This window comes from Exiguobacterium sp. J17977, assembly GCF_018616375.1.
In the GTDB taxonomy this organism is placed as follows: domain Bacteria; phylum Bacillota; class Bacilli; order Exiguobacteriales; family Exiguobacteriaceae; genus Exiguobacterium; species Exiguobacterium mexicanum.
Genome location: NZ_JAEQBB010000001.1, coordinates 632,224 through 657,373, shown reverse-complemented (window position 1 = coordinate 657,373; position 25,150 = coordinate 632,224). Strand labels below are relative to the sequence as shown.

The 25,150-nt window shown below is 53.5% G+C and carries 19 protein-coding genes and 2 pseudogenes; 5 read left to right on the top strand and 16 right to left on the bottom strand.

What is annotated here, in order from left to right:
- Window positions 1-7 precede the first annotated feature (7 nt).
- The 10 genes from KNO58_RS03260 to KNO58_RS03215 all read right to left on the bottom strand — a co-directional run bounded on the left by KNO58_RS03260 (window position 8) and on the right by KNO58_RS03215 (window position 8,656).
- Complete coding sequence (locus KNO58_RS03260; RefSeq protein WP_214751834.1) at window positions 8-1,360, bottom strand: glucose-6-phosphate isomerase; 1,353 nt, start codon at window positions 1,358-1,360, stop codon at window positions 8-10.
- 107 nt (window positions 1,361-1,467) lie between these two features.
- Entirely contained in the window at window positions 1,468-2,631 is a 1,164-nt protein-coding gene (locus KNO58_RS03255) for an iron-containing alcohol dehydrogenase (protein WP_214751833.1), read from the bottom strand.
- Between the two features lie 68 nt (window positions 2,632-2,699).
- Window positions 2,700-3,698 (bottom strand): Gfo/Idh/MocA family protein, encoded by a 999-nt coding sequence (locus tag KNO58_RS03250; RefSeq protein ID WP_214751832.1) that lies wholly within the window; start codon window positions 3,696-3,698, stop codon window positions 2,700-2,702.
- A gap of 94 nt (window positions 3,699-3,792) precedes the next feature.
- Window positions 3,793-4,185 (bottom strand): S1 domain-containing post-transcriptional regulator GSP13, encoded by a 393-nt coding sequence (yugI, locus tag KNO58_RS03245; RefSeq protein WP_016509788.1) that lies wholly within the window; start codon window positions 4,183-4,185, stop codon window positions 3,793-3,795.
- A 194-nt stretch (window positions 4,186-4,379) separates the two neighbouring features.
- A complete protein-coding gene (locus tag KNO58_RS03240; RefSeq protein ID WP_214751831.1) occupies window positions 4,380-5,624 on the bottom strand; it encodes a lysine N(6)-hydroxylase/L-ornithine N(5)-oxygenase family protein in 1,245 nt (414 codons plus the stop codon).
- 58 nt (window positions 5,625-5,682) lie between these two features.
- The gene (locus tag KNO58_RS03235; RefSeq protein ID WP_214751830.1) at window positions 5,683-6,870 is read right to left on the bottom strand and encodes an aminotransferase; all 1,188 of its coding nucleotides are present in this window, start codon (window positions 6,868-6,870) and stop codon (window positions 5,683-5,685) included.
- Window positions 6,867-7,361: an Lrp/AsnC family transcriptional regulator gene (locus KNO58_RS03230; RefSeq protein WP_214751829.1), complete on the bottom strand. Its 495-nt coding sequence runs from the start codon at window positions 7,359-7,361 to the stop codon at window positions 6,867-6,869. The genes KNO58_RS03235 and KNO58_RS03230 overlap by 4 nt, the downstream gene beginning before the upstream one ends.
- Before the next feature lie 3 nt (window positions 7,362-7,364).
- Window positions 7,365-8,165 carry a glycosyltransferase family 2 protein gene (locus KNO58_RS03225; RefSeq protein ID WP_214751828.1) on the bottom strand — a complete coding sequence of 267 codons (801 nt, stop codon included), beginning with the start codon at window positions 8,163-8,165 and terminating at the stop codon, window positions 7,365-7,367.
- Window positions 8,162-8,410, bottom strand: a complete 249-nt coding sequence (locus KNO58_RS03220) for a NifU N-terminal domain-containing protein (protein ID WP_128122120.1) — start codon at window positions 8,408-8,410, stop codon at window positions 8,162-8,164. The genes KNO58_RS03225 and KNO58_RS03220 overlap by 4 nt, the downstream gene beginning before the upstream one ends.
- A gap of 12 nt (window positions 8,411-8,422) precedes the next feature.
- Window positions 8,423-8,656: a DUF1871 family protein gene (locus KNO58_RS03215; RefSeq protein ID WP_128122119.1), complete on the bottom strand. Its 234-nt coding sequence runs from the start codon at window positions 8,654-8,656 to the stop codon at window positions 8,423-8,425.
- 509 nt (window positions 8,657-9,165) lie between these two features.
- On the opposite strand from KNO58_RS03215, the gene KNO58_RS03210 reads away from it, so the two are divergent.
- The 3 genes from KNO58_RS03210 to KNO58_RS03200 are packed head-to-tail and all read left to right on the top strand — an operon-like array spanning window position 9,166 to window position 12,966.
- Entirely contained in the window at window positions 9,166-11,433 is a 2,268-nt protein-coding gene (locus tag KNO58_RS03210) for a ribonucleoside-diphosphate reductase subunit alpha (RefSeq protein WP_214751827.1), read from the top strand.
- A gap of 29 nt (window positions 11,434-11,462) precedes the next feature.
- Complete coding sequence (locus KNO58_RS03205) at window positions 11,463-11,969, top strand: flavodoxin domain-containing protein (protein ID WP_214751826.1); 507 nt, start codon at window positions 11,463-11,465, stop codon at window positions 11,967-11,969.
- Complete coding sequence (locus KNO58_RS03200) at window positions 11,926-12,966, top strand: ribonucleotide-diphosphate reductase subunit beta (RefSeq protein WP_131471322.1); 1,041 nt, start codon at window positions 11,926-11,928, stop codon at window positions 12,964-12,966. The genes KNO58_RS03205 and KNO58_RS03200 overlap by 44 nt, the downstream gene beginning before the upstream one ends.
- A 54-nt stretch (window positions 12,967-13,020) precedes the next feature.
- Here KNO58_RS03200 and KNO58_RS03195 read toward each other — a convergent pair whose 3' ends face one another.
- Both KNO58_RS03195 and KNO58_RS03190 read right to left on the bottom strand, forming a co-directional pair.
- On the bottom strand, window positions 13,021-14,964 hold the full coding sequence (locus tag KNO58_RS03195) for an N-acetylmuramoyl-L-alanine amidase family protein (RefSeq protein WP_214751825.1): 1,944 nt from the start codon (window positions 14,962-14,964) through the stop codon (window positions 13,021-13,023).
- Window positions 14,965-15,091: 127 nt separating this feature from the next.
- The gene (locus KNO58_RS03190) at window positions 15,092-15,880 is read right to left on the bottom strand and encodes a MazG nucleotide pyrophosphohydrolase domain-containing protein (RefSeq protein ID WP_214751824.1); all 789 of its coding nucleotides are present in this window, start codon (window positions 15,878-15,880) and stop codon (window positions 15,092-15,094) included.
- Between the two features lie 85 nt (window positions 15,881-15,965).
- Here KNO58_RS03190 and ytvI point away from each other — a divergent pair, with 85 nt between their 5' ends.
- On the top strand, window positions 15,966-17,093 hold the full coding sequence (gene ytvI, locus KNO58_RS03185; RefSeq protein WP_214751823.1) for a sporulation integral membrane protein YtvI: 1,128 nt from the start codon (window positions 15,966-15,968) through the stop codon (window positions 17,091-17,093).
- Window positions 17,094-17,097: 4 nt separating this feature from the next.
- Here ytvI and KNO58_RS03180 read toward each other — a convergent pair whose 3' ends face one another.
- Complete coding sequence (locus KNO58_RS03180; RefSeq protein WP_214751822.1) at window positions 17,098-17,757, bottom strand: DUF429 domain-containing protein; 660 nt, start codon at window positions 17,755-17,757, stop codon at window positions 17,098-17,100.
- Between the two features lie 135 nt (window positions 17,758-17,892).
- Window positions 17,893-19,335: a leucyl aminopeptidase gene (locus KNO58_RS03175; protein ID WP_214751821.1), complete on the bottom strand. Its 1,443-nt coding sequence runs from the start codon at window positions 19,333-19,335 to the stop codon at window positions 17,893-17,895.
- Window positions 19,336-19,664: 329 nt separating this feature from the next.
- On the opposite strand from KNO58_RS03175, the gene ptsP reads away from it, so the two are divergent.
- A complete protein-coding gene (gene ptsP / locus KNO58_RS03170) occupies window positions 19,665-21,383 on the top strand; it encodes a phosphoenolpyruvate--protein phosphotransferase (RefSeq protein ID WP_214751820.1) in 1,719 nt (572 codons plus the stop codon).
- Between the two features lie 136 nt (window positions 21,384-21,519).
- Here the strand turns inward: ptsP and ptsG (KNO58_RS03165) are convergent.
- Together ptsG (KNO58_RS03165) and ptsG (KNO58_RS03160) are read right to left on the bottom strand one after the other, a co-directional pair.
- Window positions 21,520-23,457: pseudogene (gene ptsG, locus KNO58_RS03165) on the bottom strand (glucose-specific PTS transporter subunit IIBC); the annotation flags it as partial.
- Window positions 23,458-23,596: 139 nt separating this feature from the next.
- Window positions 23,597-25,096 (bottom strand): annotated as a pseudogene (gene ptsG, locus KNO58_RS03160) (glucose-specific PTS transporter subunit IIBC); the annotation flags it as partial.
- Between the last annotated feature and the right edge of the window lie 54 nt (window positions 25,097-25,150).

Genomic DNA, 25,150 nt, shown 5'->3' with positions numbered 1-25,150 from the left:
CTCGAAATTATTGGTTCAAGCGCTTTTCAAGCTCAGCTTTTTGCTCTTCGTAACCTGGTTTTCCAAGCAATGCGAACATGTTCGCTTTATACGCTTCGACACCTGGTTGGTTGAACGGGTTCACGCCGAGGATGTATCCGCTCATCGCGCATGCCTTCTCGAAGAAATAGAACAAGTAGCCGAGGTGGTACGGCGTCATCTCTGGCAATTCGACGACGAGGTTCGGGACTTCTCCGTCCGTATGGGCGAGGAGTGTTCCTTCAGCTGCCTTGTCGTTGACGAATTGAATCGTCTCACCAGCGAGGAAGTTCAAGCCATCGAGGTCTTGCGAATCTTCCGGCACGTTCATCGCGTGACGGACGTTCGTGACACGGATGACCGTCTCGAACAAGTCACGACGACCTTCTTGGATGTATTGTCCCATCGAGTGGAGATCCGTCGAGAAGTCGACCGCCGCCGGGAAAATCCCTTTGTTGTCTTTTCCTTCTGACTCGCCATAAAGCTGTTTCCACCACTCTGACACGTAATGCAAGGCCGGTTCGTAGTTGACGAGCAACTCGATCGAATTGCCTTTCGCGTACAAGGCGTTACGGACGACCGCGTATTGGTACGCTTCGTTGTCCGCCAAGTTCGGAGACGAGTAAGCCGTTTGGGCATCGCGTGCACCTTCCATGAGGGCGTCGATGTCGATGCCTGCCGCCGCAATCGGAAGGAGTCCGACCGGTGTGAGCACCGAGAAGCGACCGCCAACGTCATCCGGAATGACGAACGTTTCGTAGCCTTCGGCATCCGCGAGCGTCTTCAAGGCGCCACGGGCACGGTCTGTCGTCGCATAAATGCGTTCACGTGCACCGTCTTGACCATACTTGTCTTCCATGAACTGTTTGAGGACACGGAACGCGATGGCCGGTTCTGTCGTCGTTCCCGATTTCGAGATGACGTTGACTGAAACGTCCTTGCCTTCGAGCACGTGGAGCAACTCCGTCAAGTATGTCGACGAGATGTTGTGGCCGGCGAAGAAGACTTGTGGTGCGTTGCGTTCTTCCTTAGATAACACGTTGAAGAATGAATGTTGGAGCATCTCGATTGCCGCGCGTGCGCCGAGGTATGATCCACCGATTCCGACGACGACGAGGACGTCCGAATTTTCACGGATCCGTTCCGCGGCCGCTTTGATGCGGGCAAACTCATCCGTATCGTAGTTAGTTGGAAGGTCGACCCACCCAAGGAAATCGCTACCTGCCCCGCTGCGGTCATGAATGACCGAATGCATTGCTTTTACGGTTTCTTGTAATTGATTGACTTCGTGTTCCCCGACGAAAGACAGGGCGTTTGAATAATCGAAACGTACAGTTGACATGTCATTTCCTCCTTATAAATCGCTCATTGACGAGCCATACATGACCCATCATAAACGGAAACGTCGGATTCGTTCAATCATTATTGCAAAATAGGCATCAAATCGCCTTATTTGCTTAATTCAAGAATTGCTGCCACGTCTTCACGTTCAAGCGTACGGAAGCGACCGAACGCGCCTCGTTTCATCGCCGAATCCAAGATGGCATCGAACGTCGATTCATCGATGTCATAGTCACGGAGCGAGCTTGGCGCGCCGAGCTCATCGAAGAAGGCGCGGACAGCTGCAATCGTCCGTTTTGCCGTCTCGAGGTCGCTGTCAGCCGGTTCAACGTTGAACACTTCTGTGCCTAAGCGTGCGAAGCGAGCGGCGTTGTCTTCTTCAAGGACGTGCTCCATCCAGCGTGGGAACAGGATGGCGAGTCCGCCTGCGTGTGGGATGTCATGGACGGCCGAGACCGCATGCTCGATGTTGTGTGACGCCCAGTCACCCGAGGCGCCCATTTGGAGCACACCGTTCAAGGCGATTGTTCCAGCGAACAAAATGATGGCGCGCAAGTCGACGTTCTCCAAGTCGTTGACGAGTTTCGGTGCCGATTCGACGACCGCTTTCAACACGCCTTCCGTCATGCGCTCTTGGACCGGTGCGTGGTTCGGGTGGAAGTATTGCTCGAAGCAGTGGCTCATCATGTCAACGATGCCGTAAATTGTTTGGTCTTTCGGTACCGACACCGTGTAACGCGGATCGAGAATCGAGAATGTCGGATAGACGAGCGGATGGCCCCAACCGTACTTCTCTTGCGTCTCCCAGTTCGTGATGACCGAGCCCGAGTTCATCTCAGATCCTGTCGCCGCGAGCGTGAGCACCGTACCGAACGGGACCGCTTCTGTCGGGATGTGGTCGCGAAGCACGATATCCCAAGCATCGCCTTCATATGGGATGGCCGCCGAGATGAGTTTCGTACAATCGATGACCGAACCGCCACCGACCGCGAGCAACGCGTCGATGTTCTCTTCGCGTGCTTGTTTGACGGCACGACGTACCGTCTCGATGCGCGGGTTCGGCTCGACGCCTGAGAAGTCGACGAAGTCGATCCCGGCGTTGTTCAATTCAGCAACGACCTCTTCGTACGTGCCGTTCTTTTTGATGCTCCCGCCTCCATAGACGAGCATCACTTTCTTGGCGTCTAGCGCCTGTAACTCGCTCGCGAGTTTTTCGATTTGATGTGTCCCGAAAATAAGTTTCGTCGGGTTTTTGTATTCAAAGTTGTGCATGATTCATCCTCCTTCGAAAATATGTAACACCTACACTATATACCCTGTTTTTTGTGATTGAAAAGCAATCAGGCCTGAGCGTAGATGCGGTCGATGATTGTATGGAGCGTCACCGCTTGTTCTGCTTGCCGGTACGACGGCTCCTGACGGCACGCCTCGAGAAACGTTTGAATCTGTCTCGCATACGGGTCTTCGAGCGCGAGATGGGCTGGTGTCTTATCGAACAACGCCCCGTGCTCTTCCGTATGGATGACGAGCGGGAATAACGAAGCCCCGCCGTTCGTGCCGCGCAGTTCGACCCGCATCGTGTCCGCCGCGTCGACGTTGGCCATGAAACTCGCATCTAAGAATAAGGATGCCCCGTTATCGAACGTGACCATCGCCCGCGCCGTGTCTTCGACCGAGAACGCGCCCGCGTCCCAATCGCCCATCAGCCCGACCCCAGGCCGTGTCCCCAAATATTGACCGACGTGACCGACCACGTCGACCGGTTTCGGATAATCCATCAAATAGAGGGCGAGATCGAGCATATGCACCCCGATATCGAGTAAAGCTCCGCCACCCTGCAGCTCTTTATTCGTGAACACACCCCATCCCGGGATACCACGGCGCCGAAGGGCAAGGGCGGTCGCGGCATAGACGTGTCCGAGTTCACCGGCGTCGATCATCCGCTTCAACAGTTGGGTATCCGACCGATGGCGATAGTGGAAGCCGTAATGAAGTGTTCGCTCGGCTCGTCTGGCTGCCGCTAGCATCTCGTTCGCCTCTTCGGCCGAGATGGCCGGCGGTTTCTCGCAGAGGACGTGACAGCCTGCCTCGAGCGCGGCGATGACCTGTTGTTTATGTAAGGCGTTCGGTGTACAGACGCTGACCGCATCTAACCGCTCGGTTTCGAGCATTTCTTCGATCGTGTCATACACCCGTTCGATTCCGAACTGCTCCGCCACCGCCTCTCCGCGTTCGCGCGTCCGATTCATGACGGCGACGACGTCAGCCCCTGCCGCGATGTATTGCGGGATATGGGCGGTCTTGGCAATCCCGCCCGTCCCGATGATTCCGATTTTCATGGTCCTCACTCCTTTTCTGTACTGTTCGTGAACGAGCGGGACATCTCCTGTACAAAAAAAAGACGACCTGCACAGGGCAGGTCGTCTCAATCACTTACTTTTTGAAGTTCGTGTTTTTGATCCAGTCTTCGAGCTTGTCCTTGAGGACAGTGAAGCCTGGTGCTTCTTCTTGCTTGAAGTTAGAAGCTTCGTTACGGCGTGGTGCGCCACGACGAGCTGGCTTAGCCGACTTCTCGCGTTTTGGAGCTTCTTGTGTCGCTTTCATAGAAAGCTTGATTTTCTTAGATGCTTCATCAACATCAAGAATTTTCACTTCAACTTCTTGACCGACTTGAACGTACTCGTTCACGTCTTTCACGTAGTCGTGTGAGATTTCAGAGATGTGGACAAGACCTTGAGTCTCGTCGTCGAGTGCGACGAACGCACCGAAAGGTTGGATTCCTGTTACTTTACCTTTTAAAACTTGATCTTTTTCGTATTTTGCCATTACAAACACTCCTATGCTAAATTCATCAACTTACTATAACATACTTTTTTCGATAAAGTGTACAAATTAGTAAAAAAGATTATTTGGGATTGTTTTTGTGTTTCAAAGTCGACGGGTCGGGTAAATACAAATCAAGCAAGACTTCAAGTATTCCCCCCTGATTCCGCTAGGCTAACGCCTAGCCCTTTTTTTGTTCAAAAACTTGTAAACGGTTGCTGCGCGGCCACTTCGAACACCGTTTCCCCCATCATTTCATTCAACATGATTGCGTTTCGATACACCGCCATCCCTAAATTCGTCGCCGCCGGACCGTGCGAATGTTCTAAATTCGTATGGGTAAACAAACTTCCAGCCCACGTCGTTTTCGTCGCGATTTGATAGCGATCGTTGACGCACCACTTCTGTTCTGCCTCCCATTCGATGTCGAACCGTTCGACCCACGTCGGGATGCGCGGTCGATAGCCGGTCGCTGCCACGACCGCATCATATTCACCCGTGAACGATTGTCGCGTATATTGTTGCGTCCCTTCGACAGTATAAACGATTTCATGTGCGATGTGCTCGATTTCAATCTGCGTGTACAAGTTCGTCGCTTGCTCACTCCCATCCGCCGTCCGATGATACAACAACCCATAAATCGCCCGAAGCGTCTCAGGATTGACGCCGTTCCGGAACCGCTCAAACGCTTTCCCGAGTTGATCCCGCTCCGCGTATGGCAAACGATTGAAATAGTCGACGTACGGCAAACTGAAAATTTCCTCGCCGAGCTTCCCGCTCTCGAGTGATTCGAACACGTCCGAGCGCGTCACCCAATCGATGCGTTGGCGCGTTTTATCGGACCGGCTTAATAAATCGAGATACACCTCAGCCGCACTTTGACCGCTGCCGATGACGACGACGCGGTCGGTTTCTAGCAAGCGTTCCCGCTCCATCCGATATGAACTCGTATGGACGACGTCTTGGAAGGCGTCTGGGACGAGCGGTTCAGCTCCCGTCCCGATGACGACGTGACGTGACGACAGCACCGTTTCCCCATCAGGCGTCTCGACCGTGACGAGAAACCCATCCGCCGCCGGACGGACATCGGTGACCCGGTGCGAGAACTTGATCGTGTCGAGCGAGGCGGCGACCGATTGTAAATACCGGTTGAACTCCGTCCGCGGAATCGTCGGGCTCTCCTGGACGATGAACGTCTGCAAGCGGCCGTTCTGTTTCAAATAGTTCAAATAACTGTGACGGTTCGTCGGGTCGGCGAGCGTCACGAGATCATATAAGTAATGCGTCTGCATCGTCGCCGACTCGAGCAGCATGCCCTCATGCCACTTGAAGTCGTCCCGCTCCTCAAAACAGACACCCGTCAATGACGTCGCTTCACTGAGCGCCATCAATCCGAGATTGTATGGCCCACAACCGATCGCGACAAAATCCACTTGTTCCATTGGCTTCACCTCGCTCGTCTTTTCCCACCTATTATACCGCTAAAACGTGAACAGACCCTCATCGCTGAGAGTCTGTTGCCGTCGTCGTCACTTCGAACTGTTTCATAAACCGATCGATGCGACGAATCGCTTCTTGTAATTGTTCGACCGACGTCGCGTAACTGGCACGGACGAAACCTTCGCCACTCGCACCAAACGCGTTGCCCGGTACGACCGCGACCCGTTCCTCGAGCAAGAGACGCTCGGCGAACTCTTCGCTCGTCAAGCCTGTATGGCGGATTGACGGGAAGGCGTAGAACGCGCCTCCCGGCACGTGCGTCGGTAGTCCGGCGTCATTGAGGGCCTGGATGAAGTAGTTGCGGCGTTGCCGATAGCTCTTCACCATCTTCGGGACGTGCTGGTCGCGGCTGCGGAGCGCCTCGAGACCGCCGAATTGGACGAGCGTCGGAGCGCACATCATCCCGTACTGGTGGACTTTCAGCATCTCACGCGTCACGACTTCCGGCGCGCACGTGAACCCGAGCCGCCAGCCCGTCATCGCGAACGCCTTCGAGAACCCGTTGACGACGATTGTCCGCTCACGCATATCGTGCAGCGTCGCGAAACTCGTGAACGGCTCATCGTAAGACAGTTCGGCATAAATCTCATCGCTGACGACCCAGAGATCGTGTTTCGTCGCGAGTTCGGCGATTTCGGCGAGCTCTTCGCCCGTCATCGTGGCCCCGGTCGGGTTCGACGGGAAGCAGAGGAGCATCGCCTTCGTCCGCTCGGTGATGGCCGCCTCGACATCGTCCCGGTTCAGACGGAACCCGTTCTCCGCCCGACAAGCGACCGGAACGACCGTCCCGCCAGCGAGTTCGATGAGCGGTCCGTACGAGACGAAGGCCGGCTCGACGACGATGACCTCGTCACCCGGGTTGAGCAGGGCCCGGAAGGCGATATCGAGCGCTTGAGACGCGCCCGTCGTGACGATCAATTCCGTCGCCGGGTCATACGTCGCCCCGAACCGGCCTGTCATATAGCTTGCGATTTCTTGTCGTAACTCGAGGAGTCCGGCGTTGGCGCTATAGGCCGTGTAGCCTTGCTCGAGCGCCGCGTAGCTCGCCTCGCGCACGTTCCATGGCGTGATGAAATCAGGCTCCCCCACCCCGAGAGAGACGACGTTTTCCATCGTTTGCGCCAAATCGAAGAAGCGGCGGATGCCGGACGGCTTCATGGAGACGACTTGTTGGGATAGCGACTTCATGGCGTGATGTTCAACCGTTTGTCTTCGACTTGTGGGGTGAACAAGATGCCGTCATGCTTGTACGTCTTCAGTTTGAAGTGCGTCGTCGTCGAGACGACCGAATCGAGCGGTGACAGTTTGTCCGACACGAACGAGGCGACGTCTTGGAGTGAGTTCGCCCGAATGACGACTTGCAAATCGTAAGCCCCTGACATCAAATAGAGCGCCGTCACTTCCGGGAAGCGGTAAATCCGCTCGGCGACCTCATCGAAGCCGCGGCCACGTTTCGGCGTGACTTTGACGTCGATGAACGCCGTGACGTCATGCCGATTGATTTTTTGCCAGTTGACCATCGCCCGGAACCCGAGCAAAATCCCGTCCGCCTTGAACTTCTCGAGCATCGTCTCAACGGTCGCTTCGTCGGTCGCCAGCAAGTTCGCCAACAATTTCGTCTCGAGATAGCCTTTTTCTTCGAGCAACTCGAGCAGTTCTAGTTCTTTTGATGTGTACATAGTTTATTCTCCTTCCGTTCTACCGGGGAACGCCCCTGTGAACGTTCTCTCTGTCTGTCTCACGTAGTCCCGTCGCTCGGCTTGAACGATATGGAAGTTTTTCATCTCCATATCGACGAGGCCGTGCTTGTGACAGAACCGATCAAAGTAACGACGACGCGTCTCGTCTTGTTTGGCCGACAGATTGTCCGTGCCGTTGAACGCGTATAGTACGGTCGCGCGCGCCGGATGCCGAATCGTCCCGACCTCACTGACACGTAGAATGAAATCCCAGTCCCAATAGTTATAGACATCCTCGTCGAACGGTCCGATCGTCTCGTGGAGCTGTTTGCGATAGAGCGTGCCGGACGGGATGAACGTCGAGTCTTGACGGAGTCGTTCCAAATCGAGGTCGTAGGCGAACGCCTCCCAGTCGATGACGCGGCGACGTCCATCTTCCCATATGAAGCGGAACAGTTCCGCGTCCGTGAAGACGAGGTCGGCCGAGCGGATGTCCGCGAGCGCCAACTCGAGATGTGTCGGCATGAGCAAATCGTCATCGTCGAGCAATAAGATATAGTCGCCGCTCGCCTCTTGCACGCCACGATTGCGCGCCTTGACGTGATGGTTCTCGCCAAGTTCGATATAACGAATCGACAATCGATTCAAAAAAGGCGCCAAAAGATGCTGTTTTGGCGGCCCGTCATTATTGATTACAAGTACTTCGAACTGTTGGAACGTCTGGACGACCAGGCTTTCCAGCAGCTCCGTCAGTTCCGTCTCCCGGGAGTAGACCGGGATGACGATGGAAACGAGCGGGTTCATCCGCGGTAAGCAGTTTCGACGTGTGGCAAGATGGTTTCCCAGCTCACGCCGTTCTGTTTGGATACCGTGACGAAATCGCCATAGGCGAAGACGCTTTCGACGCCTTCGATGGTAACGAGTTTCGCGAGGAGCGGTTGGTCCGTCTCTTCGCCGGCTTTCACGCTTTGGCTTTTCGCGCCGAAGACGTTCTCAGGAAGTGTGATTTTCATTGCATTTGGATTCGGTGTTGGATCGATACGTAACATCGTGGTTCCCCCTTATAAGTGACAAGATTCTGAAGACGCGAGTAAATTTGCCGCCATGGCCCGTGTTTCCGATTCGGTCGGACAGTCGCCGAACGCGTCTGTCAAAATCCGTCGAATCGTCTCATTCAACTCATCGATCGTGTCGATGTGGATGAGCGCCAAGGCGATATCATCAAACTCTGGTCCATACGACCCAAGCCCGTAATCGAGTGGGTCCCATGCTAATAATAAGTCTTCTGCTCTCATTTGTTAAACCCTTCTTTTTACCTTGATTTCATGTCGTACTCCCTCAATCTACCTCACTTTTCATTTCGATGCTAGTGAGCGTTCGAATTTCCCTCGTTTTCAAAAATAAGTGACCACTATATATAGTAATGAATCATTGGCGAGAAAAAGCAGGAATTCCCCGAAAAATCACGAAGGCGACCGCTAGTTGAAGTCGTCCGTCTCCGGATTGACCGCTTACATAAAAACGAATGTGCTGTCGTTTAACAGTCGCTCAAACTTTTTTCTATCTCAAATCTCATCTCAAATCGGATGATAGCGCCGTTTTTGAGTAAAAGTAATTCAAGGGTCTGCAGTTTGCCGAATGTCAAGATTGCAAAACTAAATATAGGTGATTTATGATTAAAAAGACAAGAAAACGTCAATATATAGTTAACGGATATTTATCACGTTCCGCTCACATTGACGTCGTATCGGACAAGTTCCGCTATACCTTTATAATATCTACATCTGAAGAAGGAGTGATCGTTTTGACATCCCCTATCCACCACGAGACGCTGTTGGCTGCTACGCCGACGCTCGCTGACGTCTCGACATTGATCCAATCTTTGAAACAACGCTACCCACAGCTCAGTGTTGAACGATACGAAGAACGGGCCGTTCGGGCGCTCGAAGGAAAGACACTGACACAAGATGTAGTATATGAACTCTTGACGATGCACGCCCTCGACATGTTGCAGGCAGAAGAGCCGGACTGGACGTTCGTCGCCACTGAGATGTACTTAAACCGCCTCTATCTAGAAGCAGCACGCAACCGTGGCTATGACGCCTCGATGCGTTACGGCGCGCTCTATCCGATGATTGAGACGCTGACGACAAAAGGCATCTTCACCTCGGCTTTACTCGATACGTATTCGAAAGAAGACATCGCCTACTTGGAGACGTTAATCGACCCGTCACGCGACCGCATGTTCACCTACATCGGTCTCCGGACGTTGTCGGACCGTTACCTCGGCCGCGACCATGTCAAGAACCTATATGAGTTGCCGCAAGAGCGGTTCATGGTCATCGCCATGACGCTCATGCAAAAGGAGAACGCCGACCAGCGCGTCAAGCTCGTCGAGGAAGCGTACTGGGCACTCTCGAACCTCTATATGACGGTTGCCACACCGACGCTCTCGAACGCCGGGAAATCGTACGGGCAGCTCAGCTCATGCTTCATTGACACAGTCGATGACTCGCTTCGCGGCATTTACGATTCGAACACGGACGTGGCCACGCTCTCGAAAGGCGGCGGCGGCATCGGCGTCTATCTCGGCAAGATCCGCTCACGCGGCAGTGACATCAAAGGGTTCAAAGGCGTCTCAAGCGGTGCGCTCCCTTGGATGAAACAGTTGAACAACACGGCCGTCTCGGTTGACCAGCTCGGCATGCGCCAAGGGTCGATTGCCGTCTACCTCGACATTTGGCATAAGGACATCTTCGAGTTCCTCGATGCGAAATTGAATAACGGGGACGAGCGGCTCCGGACCCACGACTTGTTCACGGGCGTCTGTTTGCCAGACTTGTTCATGCGTACGGTTGAAGCCCGCGGTGACTGGCACTTGTTCGACCCGCACGAAATCCGGACGGTCATGGGCTTCAGCCTTGAAGACTTCTATGACGAGACGGAAAATGGCGGCTCGTTCACGGAGAAATACATGGCGTGCGTCAATACACCTGAACTGACTCGCGTCACTGTGCCTGCCATCGACCTCGTCAAACGGTATATGCGCTCACAGCTCGAGACAGGAACACCTTACATGTTCTTCCGCGACGCCGTGAACCGTGCCAACCCGAACAAGCATGCCGGCATGATTTACAGCTCGAACCTCTGCTCAGAGATCGCGCAAAACATGTCGCCGACGACAATCGACGAAGAGTACACGGAAGACGGGAAAATCGTCATCACGAAGACGCCTGGCGACTTTGTCGTCTGTAACTTGAGCTCGATCGCCCTCGCCCGAGCCGTCAAATCGGACGTCCTTGAGCGACTCATCCCGATTCAAATGCGGATGCTCGACAACGTCATCGACTTGAATACGATCGAAGTGCCGCAAGCGATGATCACGAACCAGAAATACCGCGCCGTCGGACTCGGCACGTTCGGCTGGCACCACTTGCTTGCCCTTGAAGGCATCCGTTGGGAATCGGTCGATGCCGTTCAATATGCCGAGAAGCTGTACGAGAAAATCGCCTACTTGACGATTCAAGCCTCGATGGAACTCGCCAAAGAAAAAGGCGCGTTCGGCGTCTTTGAAGGATCGGAATGGCACACAGGTGAGTACTTCAAGCGCCGCAACTACCGTTCACACGATGAACTCGATTGGGACGGTCTCGCCGCAGCGGTCCACCAAAACGGTGTCCGCAACGCCTACATGATGGCGGTCGCACCAAACTCGTCGACGGCCATCATCGCCGGCAGCACCGCGTCAATCGACCCGGTCTACAAAAAAGTGTATTCGGAAGAGAAGAAGAACTATAAGATTCCGGTGACGGTGCCTGACCTCAACCCGGAGACGAACTGGTTCTATAAATCAGCGTTCGAAGTCGATCAGCTCTGGAGCATCCGTCAAAACGCGGCGCGCCAGCGTCATATCGACCAAGCGATCAGCTTCAACCTGTACGTCAAAAACGACGTCAAAGCGACCGAGCTCCTCTCGATGCACCTCGAGGCGTGGTCGCTCGGAATGAAATCAATCTACTACACACGTTCGACGACCGTTGAAGTCGACGAATGTGAATCGTGTGCTTCATAACGTCACGTAACAGAAAGGTGGGAACGACCATGCATATCGCCATCGTCTACAGTTCCATGAGTGGGAATACAGAAGAGGTCGCCGAGCTGATTCAAGAAACCCACGTTAATCGGGGCGACCGCGTCGTCTTGCTCGAAGCGGACCGCATCGGCCATCGCGAGGCCCGCTCGCTCACCACGTACGACCTCGTCTATTTCGGGTCGTACACGTGGGCCGACGGCGTCCTGCCGGACGAGATGAAAGACACGTTCCGACTCGTCTTGAAAGAGCTCAACGTGCCGCTTCGCCAAGCCGCCGTGTTCGGGACCGGGGACAAGATGTTCGTCCACTTCTGCCGAGCGGTCGATGAGATGGCGTACCACCTTTCAAAATACGGGATTCCCCTCGCCGGTGAAACGTTGAAAATCGAGCAATCACCGCGCAATCAACCGTACAACGTCCGTCATTGGGCCGAACGGTTGGCTAGAAACGCCGAAGAAGGAGTATATGTCCATGACCATTCAAAAGATCAAACTACTGTCGCCCAAACATCCTAACCGGGCGACAGCCATTATCGGGGGCGAGACGAGTTCCATCGTGAATTGGAACGACATCGCCTATCCACAGTTTTATACCATCTATAAGCAACTGCTCTCGAACTTCTGGATTCCGGATGAGATCTCGATGTCCAAAGACATGCAACAATGGCCGCAGTTGACGGAGCGCGAGCAAGACGCCTTCAAACGCATCATCGGCCTGTTGTCAATCCTTGACTCGGTGCAGACGCGTTACATCCTCGAGTCGTCGATGTTCTCATCGGACTCGTCGGTGCACGCCGTGCTCGCCGTCATCGCCCAGCAGGAAGTCGTGCATAACCAATCGTATAGCTACGTCCTCTCGAGCCTCGTCCCGCTCAGCGAGCAAAATCGCATTTTCGATATCGCCAAGGACGACGAGATGGTCATGAAACGCAACCAATTCATCTTGGACTTATATGAGGACTTCCGCGCCGACCAAACGGCCGAGACGTTCGCCAAATCGCTCGTCGCCTCAATCATCCTCGAAGGGATCAACTTCTATTCTGGTTTCGCCTACTTCTACAACTTGGCGCGCCATCAGAAGATGGTCGGCACGTCGACGATGATCAGTTACATCCAACGTGACGAGATGCAACACTCGTATTTCGTCAGCCAGTTGCTTCGGGCCGTCTTAACGGAAAATCCGGAGATCGACGCGGACGGCAGCTTCAGCCAGTTCGTCTATGACACGATGGCGGAAGCCGTCGACCTTGAAATCGAGTGGTGTGAGTACGTGTTGCGCGACCTCGATGGGCTCGACGTCAGCGAGATGCGCGACTACGTCAAATACCTCGCCAACAAGCGCCTCCGTGTCATCGGTTTGAACGATCTGTATGAAGGGTTCAATGAAGATGTCATGCCTTGGATTCGCGCCTATTCAGACGACTCATTGAATGCTACGAAATCTGACTTCTTCGAACAGAAATCACGCTCATACGCCAAAGTCACCGACGCCAACGGCTTCGACGACTTGTAAGCACAAACTGCCCCGACTCGTTATGAGTCGGGGCAGTTTTATAATGGATGAAGCTTAATGATAAGCGCGTACGTATTGGGCAATGCCTTCTGCGACGCCTTCCGCCATCCGTTGGCGTGAAGCGTCACTCCGTAAATGTGTGACGTCTTGCGGAGATGAAATGAAGCCGAGTTCGACGAGGGCCGATGGCATCGTATTATAACTGATGACATAATAGTTGGCCGTCTTGACGCCACGGTTCGTCATCCCGGACATTTTCCCCATCAAGTTAGACTGGATATTCGTTGCGAGGACACGACTCTTGGCGCTATGGGCCGAATAAGACGAATAGAATGTTTCGACGCCTTTGGCCGCAGGAGTCGTCGCCGCGTTCGTATGCAGGCTGACGAACAAGTTGCCGCGAAGCGTCTTGGCAGTCTGAACGCGTTGATCGAGCGTCAAATAGACGTCCGTCGAGCGCGTCAATCGGACCTCATATCCATATTTCGAGCGAAGATACGTCTCGACCCGTTTCGAAACGTCGAGGACGACCGTCTTCTCGTAGAGCGATCCACTGACCGCACCCGGGTCACGCCCACCATGTCCCGCATCGAGGACGATGACGGCATTGCTTGCCGCGTTCGGTTTGAGCGTCATCGCGTAAGCCGTCGAGATATAGCCGTCGCGGCCATTGTACTTGATTTTATAGAAGCCGTTCGTCGAACCGTAATGGTCGACTTGGGTGCCGTGTGCGAGTCGACCGAGAACTGTCGAGCTCGCCGAGGCGCTCGCCCGGACGTTCAAGACGTCACCCGGGGTATTCGTGTACACTTTCCCTTGCGGCTTGGCCGCAGGTGCGGCCGGTGCCTTCCCAGCCGTCAACCAAGACGTTGGTGTATAGAACGTCTCCGTCCCGATATAGACGACCGACCAGCTCGTATTGTGTTTGCTATATGTCACCGTCGTATACTGCGGCAATACGCGAGCGACCGGTGACGACTGAAGCGTCTTCTTGTAGAGGTTCGCATTCCGATTCGCATAGCCCTGTACTTTTTGAACGACCGGTGGCTTCGCTGCCGGCGGTTTTGCCACCGGAGGCGCACCCGTCGTGATTCCGACGGTCGGCGTGTAGTACGTCTCGTTCCCGAGATAGACGACCGACCAGCTCGTGTTGTACTTGCTCGAGACGACCTTCGACTTGATCGGCAATACTTTCAACACCGTCGAACGTTGATTGCGCTGACCGAACAACTTCAGCTCACGGTTGGCGTAACCATCCGTTTTCACCACTGGCGGTTGTGTCGTCACCGGAGGAGCGGCCGGGGCACCCGCTGTGATCCAGGCGGTCGGCGTGAAGAACGTCTCACTACCAAGATAGACGATCGACCAGCTCGTGTTGTACTTGCTCGAGACAACTTTCGAGTTGACCGGTAACACCTTCAGTACGGTCGACTTTTGATTCCGTTCCCCGAACAGCTTCAACTCCCGGTTGGCGTAGCCATCCTCTTTCGTCACGGCCGGTGTCGAGGTGACGACTTTCGGCGCGATATACGCCTTGGCCGCATAATACGTTTTACCGTCGACGTATACTTTCGCCCAAGACGAGTTGTGGACCGCATATTGGACGGTCGTGCCTTTCTTGAGCGTCCGATACACGGTCGCTTGGCTGTGGGCGGACACACGGATGTTCAAGTTGACCGTGGTCACGCCTGTCGAGGTGGCCGCTTGCTTCGTCACCGTCGTAGCTGGTGCGGTGATTCGCTTGATATACTGGGCCGAAGCGTAATACGTACGACTGTTTAAATATATCTTGCTCCACTCTTTGTTATAAGTTCCATATTTTACTTTCGTTCCCTTTTTTAGCGTTTGAATCAATTTTCCGTTCGTGCTCGGTGTAGCCCGCACATTTAGATTGACAGTTGTTTCTCCATCCAAAGTAGCCGCTTCAGCTGACGGTATTTGGATTGAAAACAACAAGACGATCATGATGAGGGCAAGTTTAAAAAGCTTCATATTCATCCAAAATATTCCTTTCTTCTACGCACTTCGCAACTGACAACACCTTCATAGTAGCACATTGCTTTTATTAAAAAAGTAAATATTTGAAAAAATGATGAATACTTTTTACAAAAAAGGGGAATGTTTTTTACCCTTGTTTTCGAACAATCCAGAACGTATCGGCACCATGCCGCTCGGTCTCGACCACGAAAGATTCCGGGAGCTGGAAAGCTGCAGTCAACGAGCCGTTTGTTTGGAGCGGAGGGTCTGGCTGACGGACGACGAACCCGTCAAGCCCTTCCACTTCGGCAATTTTTAAAAATCGCGTCAAATGCCCTTCTCGCTCTCTATATCGGCTCGCTTCCTCGAAAGGTTTAGCCTCCACCCCACCCCAGTACCGTCCTTCGACATATGCCGAATAAATGCGGACCGATTCTTCGGTGATCGGGTCCGGGGTATGGTCGAAGCGCCCGAAGTCACGGGACGACTTGTCTTCGATGAGCGCGACGATCGCTGCATACAAATCAAACTCGTGTTGAGACGCGAGATCGAGGACCGCTTGTTGGACGGCCTCAATATGACGCTGTAACGACCCTGGCGTCGCGGACGCCTTCAGTTTTTTGTCCCCTTCATAGGCGTTTAAAATTCGCCCGACTTCCCCGGCTTCACGGACGAGCCGATAGTACGTCTTGTCCTGCGCCTCCTCATCACTTCCTGCCTCTTGACGCTGAAGCGTGATGGCGTACTGGTTCGCCAGACACGTCGAAATGACGAATACGTCCATCAGTTCTTCCCGCAGCGCCGGCTCGTCGTTCGCATACAACGCCCCGCCGACTTCACCGACTTCTTCTAGCAGTCGGGCCAACCCCGATAGCGGCCGCCAATAGCCACCTAAATGAATAATCATTTGATCGATTCGTCGTTGTAATTCCTTCATATTTAATCACCTATCCATCCTCTATATTTACCGCTCGCGTGGTATACTATGCTCAATCCAATTGTTCGGAAAGGGGCTATGCAACGTGTCGCCAGCCAGACTATGGCAATTACTTCGTCTCCTGCTCGTCATCATCGGTCTCGTCTTCGTCATCTGGGGATTGAGTGTCCTCTTCACGTACACGTATCCATTCGTGTTCGCTCTCTTGTTATCCTTGTTGACGGTCCCGCTCGTCAATTGGTTCGAGCGTGAGACCAAGTTACCACGCGCCCTCGGCACCCTCGTGTCCTTGTTGATTGTCATGAGCGCCGTCAGCGGAATCATCGCCATCGTCGTGACGCAACTCATTCGCTACTTGACGATCGCCGCCGAAAAACTGCCTGCTCAGATTGAAACGTTCACCGAATACATACAACGCCTGTTCAATGAAAAACTCGCCCCGTTGGTCAACGATGCGTACGACAGCATCCAACGGCTGAACCCCGGACAAGCGAACTCGCTCGAAGGTGGCATCACCGAAATCGGTGTCCAACTCGGTGCCGCAATCGGCGTCTTGTCCCGAGGTGTCGCCGGCTTGTTGCAAGACATCTTGAGTGCGTTGCCGCTCGTTTTGCTCTTGTTCATCGTCATCGTGCTCGCCTGGTTCTTCATCACGAAAGACTGGCCGAACTATATGAAGTCCATCGCTCGCTTGAATGAACGTAAAGGCTTCAAGGAGTTCGAACTCGTTATGACGAATTTGCGCTCAGCGCTTTTCGGTTACGTCCGCGCGCAATTGACGCTCATCTCGATCACGTTCGGAATCGTCTTAATCGGCATGTTCATTCTCCGTGTCGACAACCCGTTCTCGTTCGCCCTGCTCGCCGCCATCTTTGACTTGTTGCCATACCTCGGTGTCGGGACGCTATTATTGCCGTGGGCCGCCTATGCCGCCGTCACGGGCGAATGGTTCCTCGCAATCGGCCTCGTCGTCCTCTATATCATCGTCATCGTGCAACGCAACCTGGCCGAACCGAAAATCGTCGGCTCTCACATCGGGCTCGACCCGCTCGCCGCCCTCATTTCGATTTTTGTCGGGCTCCAGCTGTTCGGTGTGCTTGGCTTCATTTTAGGTCCGGTGTTGGCCGTCCTGCTCAAAGCGCTCTATAACGCCCAAGTATTTCATTATATGTGGAAGTTCGTCACCGGGCCGACGACACCAAAAGAGCGATGACGTGTCATCGCTCTTTTGTCTTTGGTACCGCCACGAACGGCGCCCCTTCAGTTTGATCCGGATGCGTCACCATTCCGGTCGTGCCCGCCTCATAGGCGGCAACGGCCAAAATACAGGCGTCGATGATATCATCGACTTGCACGTTCGACATCTTCCATTTCCATGGCGAGCTGTTCGAATAGCGGCGCAACAACTCAATCCGTTCGAGCTCTCCTGCCTCGGTCTTCTTGCTGAAGGCCGCCTCGTTCCCCGTCATGACGGCGAAGCACACTTCGGGATGCGACTCGTAGACGTCCGCATCCGTAATCGTTTGAAACTCACGGATTCGCGGCACCAGGTTCCACGCCTGTTTACTGATTCCTTTTCCGACCAGTTCCCGGCTCTTCGCGTTCGCCTCGGCATAAGACGACTCCATGAGCACGTCTTGAATCGGTGGCGTGAAAATCGATGACTTCCGCTGCTTCAGTTGCGACCGCATCCAGGCGTCGCACAATCGGTCCGGCGCATCGATCGTCGCCAAGTCTTTCGGCATGTCGACAAAATGAACGGCCCCTTCAATCAATAAGTCTTCCAATTTTTCTGAGATGGTCAAACAGAGCGAGATGCTATCGTACGTGATTCGTACCCAGCTCCCGCGCGCGCCATCAATCCCTACTCCGACCACGTCGTCCCTCCTGCATCAAAAACAATATTCCGAGCACCGCGCATAAAACGGTCACTCCTAACAACCATTGACTCGGCCAAGCCGTGTATCCGAGACCGGAGACGACGGCTACGCCAATCAATAACAATCCTACCTTCAACGTTTCCATCCTTCAAGCATCAACGCGAGCGTGCGCACCATGACGCCCGTAGGTCCTTTTGGCCCGAGATCGCTTGCTGCCGAACGTTCACTCGTCCCGGCGATATCGAGGTGGAGCCACGGCGTGTCACCGACGAACTCACCGACGAACGCGCCGCCAAAGATCATATGCCCGTAACGGCCCGGCGAATTGTTCAAATCTGCGACTTCCGATTTCCGGACTTGTTTAATGAAGACGTCAAAGTACGGCATCTGCCAGACGAGTTCGTTCGTCTCACGGCTCGCGGCTTCGAGCGCACCGTAAAGCGACGCGTCGTTTGTCAGGCAACCGGTCACTTCTGTACCGAGTGCGACGAGCACACCGCCCGTGAGCGTCGCCACATCGATGATGGCTTGCGGCTCATACGTCTTGGCGAACGTGACCGCATCAGCGAGGACGAGACGTCCTTCCGCGTCGGTGTTGAGCACTTCAATCGTCTTTCCGCTCATCGCTGTGATGACATCGTCCGGTTTGAACGCGTCCCCTGAGATCATGTTGTCCGTCGATGGGATGACCCCGATGACGTTCACGTTCGGTTTCGTCGTCGCGAGCGTCTCGAATAGGCCGAGTACGGTCGCAGCTCCTCCCATATCGCCTTTCATGCCGACGATGCCGTCTTTCGGCTTGATGGAGTAACCACCGGTGTCAAACGTGATCCCTTTTCCGACGACGGCGACGGGCGCCGCATCGCCTGCACCACGGTATTCGAGGACGATCAATTTCGGCGGGATGGTCGACCCTTGGTTGACGGCGAGCAGTGCACCCATTCCGAGCGCCTCCATCTCTTCCTTCTCCAAGATTCGATGGCTGAATCCATGCCGTTCGGCCAATTCGACCGCATAATCCGCAAGCGTTTCCGACGTCAAAATATTGGCCGGCATCATCGTGAGCGTCCGGGCGACATTGACGCCGCGTCCGTAAGCGGCACCTGTCAAGGCCTCTTCCTCTGCACCAGCGCCGAACAACGTGATCGTCACGTCTGACTTCGCCGGCTTCGGTTCCGATTTGTATGTAGGGTGCTCATACGTCGCCATCTCATAAGCTTCGGCAAACAGTTTCGCCGTATTCGGTCCGAACGTGTCGAGCGCGACCGCGACGTCCGTGAAGGCACGTGCTTTGATTTGTTTTGCGACTTTCCCAAACCAATTGCGTACGTTCTCAGGCGTATTCTCATTGCGTTGTCCGAGACCGACGAATAGGATGCGTTTGACCGTTCCTTCGAACGTCGGGACGATGGACACTTCTCCTGTTTTCGTCGAGATGTCCGCCGCTTGGATGAGCGACTTGACGCGCCCGTTAAACAACGTATCGAGGCCTTCATCAATCGTGTCGGCCGCACCGATTCCGACGACGATGGTGTCGTATGAACCGTTCCAATCTAAATCCTTCACTTGATACATGTTTGCCACTTCCCTTCTTTATATATGGTTAGCATAACGAACTTCGGCGAAATAATGAAACAGTATGCGCAAGAGTCATGAATTCTTCGAATTCTGGCGCTATCTCCTCGTTGTGACGAGGATTTATTTTATGATAGGATAGGAAAGTACGCAATCAGGCATCCCTCACTGTTGAGGCGAGGCCATTTTGTTCGGTCGAGGCTTCCCCTAGTAGTAGACCGTTGCTACTTTAATCTTCCAGGTTTTCGTTAGTTCCTTTTTCATTTCGGGTAAGAACTAACGAGATAACATTGGAAACCACTATTTCTTTGAAGAGAGGGACTACGCTTATGTCACACATTAAAGGTATTGGCGCATCTGCAGGAATCGCAGTTGCGAAAGCATTCGTCATGGAGACACCTTCATTCGACATCCCGACAAACAAAATCGAGGACGTAGCAGCTGAGAAGGCCCGTTTCCAAGCGGCCATCGCTCAGTCGAAAACAGAACTCGAAGAAATCCGCCAGATCACACTTCGTGAGCTCGGTGAAGACAAGGCGGAGATTTTCTCGGCCCACTTGCTCATCGTCGAGGACCCAGAGATTGTCTCACAAGTGAACGACAAAATTGAAAGCGAACACATGAACGCTGCGAAGGCGCTCGATGAAGTCGCTCAAATGATGGTCATGATCTTTGAATCGATGGATAACGAGTACATGCGTGAGCGTGCAGCGGACGTTCGTGACGTCACGAAACGTGTCATGGCGCACATTCTCGGTGTCACGTTCATGACGCCAGCCTCAATCTCAGAAGAAGTCATCATCATCGCTGAAGATTTGACACCGTCTGACACAGCTCAACTCAACCGTAAATACGTCAAAGGATTCGCGACAAACATCGGTGGACGCACGTCACACTCGGCAATCATGTCTCGTTCACTCGAGATCCCTGCCGTCGTCGGGACAAAAGTAGCACTCGAAGAAATCAAAAACGGCGATCTCGTCGTCATCGATGGGACAGAGGGTGACGTGTTCGTCAATCCATCTGAAGAACTCGTCAACGAATATAACGAAAAACGCACTGCGTTCGAAGCGTATAAAGAAGAGTTGAAACAACTCGTCAACGAAGAGTCGATCACAGCCGACGGCCACAAGGTCAAACTTGCAGCGAACATCGGTACACCGAACGACCTCGAAGGCGTATTGAAAAACGGCGCTGACGCCATCGGTCTTTATCGGACTGAGTTCCTCTATATGGACTCGGAAACGTTCCCGACGGAAGAAGAGCAGTATACAGCTTATAAAGCAGTCATCGAAGGTATGGACGGCAAACAAGTCGTTATCCGTACGCTCGATATCGGTGGAGATAAAGAATTGTCTTACCTCGACCTTCCAAAAGAGATGAACCCGTTCCTCGGCTATCGTGCGATTCGCCTTTGCCTCGAAGAGACGGACTTGTTCCGCACACAGCTTCGCGCCCTTCTCCGTGCCTCGGCGCACGGTGACCTCGCCATCATGTTCCCAATGATCGCGACGCTCGAAGAGTTCCGTGCTGCGAAAGCCATCTTGCTTGAAGAAGAAGCGAAGTTGAAGACAGAAGGAATTGCTGTCGGTAACTACGAAACTGGGATGATGGTCGAGATTCCATCGACTGCCGTCATGGCGAAGCAATTCGCAAAAGAAGTCGACTTCTTCTCTGTCGGCACGAACGACTTGATTCAATACACGATGGCAGCGGACCGCATGAACGAGAAAGTCTCGTACTTGTACCAACCGTTCAACCCGGCCATCTTGAACTTGCTCCACAACGTCATCACAGAAGCACACAAAGCCGGTAAATGGGTCGGTATGTGTGGAGAGATGGCTGGAGAAGAGCTTGCGATTCCTATCCTACTCGGACTCGGTCTTGATGAATTCTCGATGTCGGCTTCAAGCGTCCTTCGCGCACGTAGCCTCGTGAAGCGTTTGACGAAGTCGGAAACAGAAGCAATCGTCAACGACGTCCTCAACATGGATACAGCTGAAGAAGTCGTGAACTTCCTCAGTGAAAAATTCGATATCAAGAAGTAACAAAAAAAGGAAGCCCTCGCAGTTGCGAGAGCTTCTTTTTTGTTTACTCGGCTCCTTTGTCATCCGTTCTGAAGTCGAGCGCTTCCCCGGCGACGACCGTCTCTCCGAATGGGACGACGACGATTTTGCCGTCTCCGTTCGTCCAGATGATCGGCGTGATGAGTGATGGGACTTTATCACGAATCAAGTTGAGGTCGACGTCGAGCAAGACGTCCCCTGCTTCGACCCGGTCGCCTTCTTTCACTTTGGCGACGAAGCCCTCCCCTTTCAAGTTGACCGTATCGAGGCCGACGTGAATGAGAATCTCCCGTCCGTCGTCTGCGAGTAGGCCGATTGCATGTTTCGTCGGGAAGAACGTGGTGATTTGACCAGTGACTGGCGACACGACTTGTCCCGAGCTCGGCTCGATGGCAAATCCTTCACCCATCATCCGGCCCGAGAAGACTTGGTCCGGCACATCGTCAAGCGATAAGATGACACCCGACATCGGGGCAAGGAATCGATGATCGGCATGTTCGGCCGCTTCCGGTGTGATGACGGCTTTTTCTTTCGGTTTATATTCGCCACCTTCGATGATGGCCGCGATTTGTGATTTGAGCGTATCCGATTTCGGACCGAAGATGGCTTGAATGTTATCTCCGACCTCGAGCACTCCGGCCGCTCCCAAATCTTTCAGCAAGTCCTTATCAACTTGTTTGACATCGTTCACGGTGACGCGCAGACGCGTGATACAAGCATCGAGGTGTTTGATGTTCTCCGGTCCACCGAGACCGACGAGCACTTCATACGGTAAATCATCCCCGACGACGGCGCGGGCGCCTTTGCCTTCGGCGACGGTTTCACGTCCCGGGATTTTCAAGTCGAACTTCGTGATCGCGAAGCGGAATCCGAAGTAATAGATGACCGCAAAGACGAGACCGACTGGAATGACGAGCCACCAGGCCGTCCGGTTCGGTAATACCCCGAACAAGAGATAGTCGATGAGTCCGCCTGAGAACGTCATCCCGATTTTAACGTTGAGCAAGTGCATGGTCATAAAGGAAAGTCCAGCGAAGACGGCGTGGATCCCAAAGAGTAGAGGTGCGACGAAGACGAACGAGAATTCGACCGGCTCGGTGATTCCCGTCAAGAATGAAGTGAGGGCTGCTGAGAAGTAAAGTCCTTCGACGTCTTTGCGACGCTCTTTCGGGACGGTATGGAACATGGCGAGACAAGCGGCAGGCAACCCGAACATCATGAACGGGAATTTACCGGTCATATACGTACCAGCTGTAAATTCGACCCCATCACGAAGCTGGGCGAAGAAGATCCGTTGGTCCCCTTGGACGAGATCCCCCGCTTGGTTCGTATATTCCCCGAACTGGAACCAAAACGGAGAGTACCAGATGTGATGCAGACCGAACGGGATTAATGAACGTTCGACCAAACCGAAGACGAAAGCGGAGACGGCGACGTTCGCTTCAATGATCGTGCTCGAGAACGTATTGATGGCCGTACCGATTGGCGGCCAAATGTAGGCGAGCGCAATCCCGATCACCAAACTGAACGCGGCGGTCGCGATCGGCACGAACCGTTTTCCCGCAAAGAACCCTAAGAAATCCGGCAACTTGATGTTGAAGTACTTGTTGTACGCGAAGGCGGCAATCAAACCGGCAATGATACCCCCGAATACCCCCATCTGGAGCGTCGGAATCCCGAGTACCGTGGCATAGGCCGGGTCACCCTGTGCAATTTCCGCGGTAATACCGTTCCATGTGCTGATAACCTTGTTCATAATCAAATAACCAACGATAGCTGCTAACCCGGCAACACCGTCCCCGTTGGCTAGCCCGATGGCGACACCGACGGCGAACAGCAGACCTAGATTGGCAAACACGATATCCCCGGCATCGGTCATGACTTGCCAGACGAGGACGAGTGAATCGTTTGCCAAGAAAGGTAAGAGCGAAACGAGATCAGGGTTTTGGAACGCCGTACCAAATGCGAGTAATAGACCGGCTGCCGGTAGAATCGCAACCGGAAGCATGAGTGCCTTCCCGATTCGCTGCAAAACACCAAACACTTTCTTCCACATCATGGTTCCCTCCTTTTGTCAGAATACTTACTTTTCCCCATCTACTAGTAGGCTGAAACCGTTTACCCATACAAAAAAAGCCAACCCCTAAAGGATTGGCTTCTTACATAAATTAGTTAGCTTTCTTTTCGTTACCTGAAGCGATGACCGCTTGCATTTCTGATTTTAAAGCATCCGAACGTGGTCCGAAGATAGCTTGAATGTTGTTACCGACTTCAAGGACACCAGCTGCCCCGAGACGTTTCAACTCTTCTTTGTTGACTTGGCTCTTATCTTTTACTTCGACGCGGAGACGTGTGATACATGCGTCAAGGTGTTTGATGTTTTGCGAACCACCGAAACCAACGAGGATATCTTGTGCAAGTTCCGAACCTGTAGCAGTTGATTGCTCAACGACTTCATCTTCACGGCCCGGTGTTTTCAAGTTGAACTTACGGATAACGAAGCGGAATCCGAAGTAGTAAACGACTGCGAACACGAGACCGACTGGAATGACGAGCCACCAGTCTGTACGGTTAGGAAGTACACCGAAGAGAAGGTAGTCGATCAAACCGCCCGAGAACGTCATCCCGATTTTGACGTTCAAGATGTGCATGACCATGAATGAAAGGCCAGCGAAGACTGCGTGTACGGCGAACAAGAGTGGAGCAACGAACAAGAATGAGAACTCGATTGGCTCAGTGATACCAGTCAAGAACGATGTGAGTGCTGCCGAAGCCAAGAGACCACCGACGACTGCTTTACGTTCAGGACGTGCTTCATGGTACATTGCGAGTGCTGCAGCTGGAAGACCGAACATCATGAACGGGTATTTACCAGTCATGAACGTACCGGCTGTGAGCTCAGCGCCATCACGAATTTGTGCGAAGAAGATCGCTTGGTCACCACGGACGATGTTGCCCGCTGCATCAGTATATTGACCGAACTCGAACCAGAACGGTGAGTAGAAGATGTGGTGAAGACCGAATGGAATCAATGAACGTTCAATCAAACCGAAGATGAATGCCGCGAACGTGCGGTTTTCAGTCAACATGAAGTTTGAGAATGAGTTCAATCCGTGCTGAACTGGTGGCCAGATGAGAAGCATGACGAAACCAGCGACGACCGCGGCAACAGCCGTGACGATTGGGACGAAACGCTTACCAGCGAAGAAACCAAGGAATTGCGGCAATTCAATGTTGAAGTACTTGTTATAGGCCCACGCGGCAATCAGACCGACGATAATCCCCCCGAATACCCCAGTTTGGAGCGTAGGAATACCGAGTACTGATGCGTAAGCTGGGTCACCTTGTGCGATGATTTCAGGTGTGAGTTCGAGCCAAACACCCATAACTTTGTTCATGATGAGGAATCCGACGATGGCTGCGAGTCCGGCAACGCCGTCCCCTGCTAAACCGATCGCGACACCGACTGCGAACAAGAGTGCCAAGTTCGAGAAGATGATGCCACCCGCTTGCTCCATGAGCTGAGCGAATTTCACAACGCCTTCGTTCGTTAACCAACCAGCGCGTGATGTAAGGGCCGGGTTTTGCATCGCGTTACCGAATGCAAGAAGAAGACCGGCTGCCGGCAAAATCGCAACAGGAAGCATAAGTGCTTTACCGACTTTTTGAAGAACACCAAAGATCTGCTTAAACATGATAAATCCTCCTTTTGTGATTGTTTCGTGCGGAAAGACGACTGTAGATGTCAG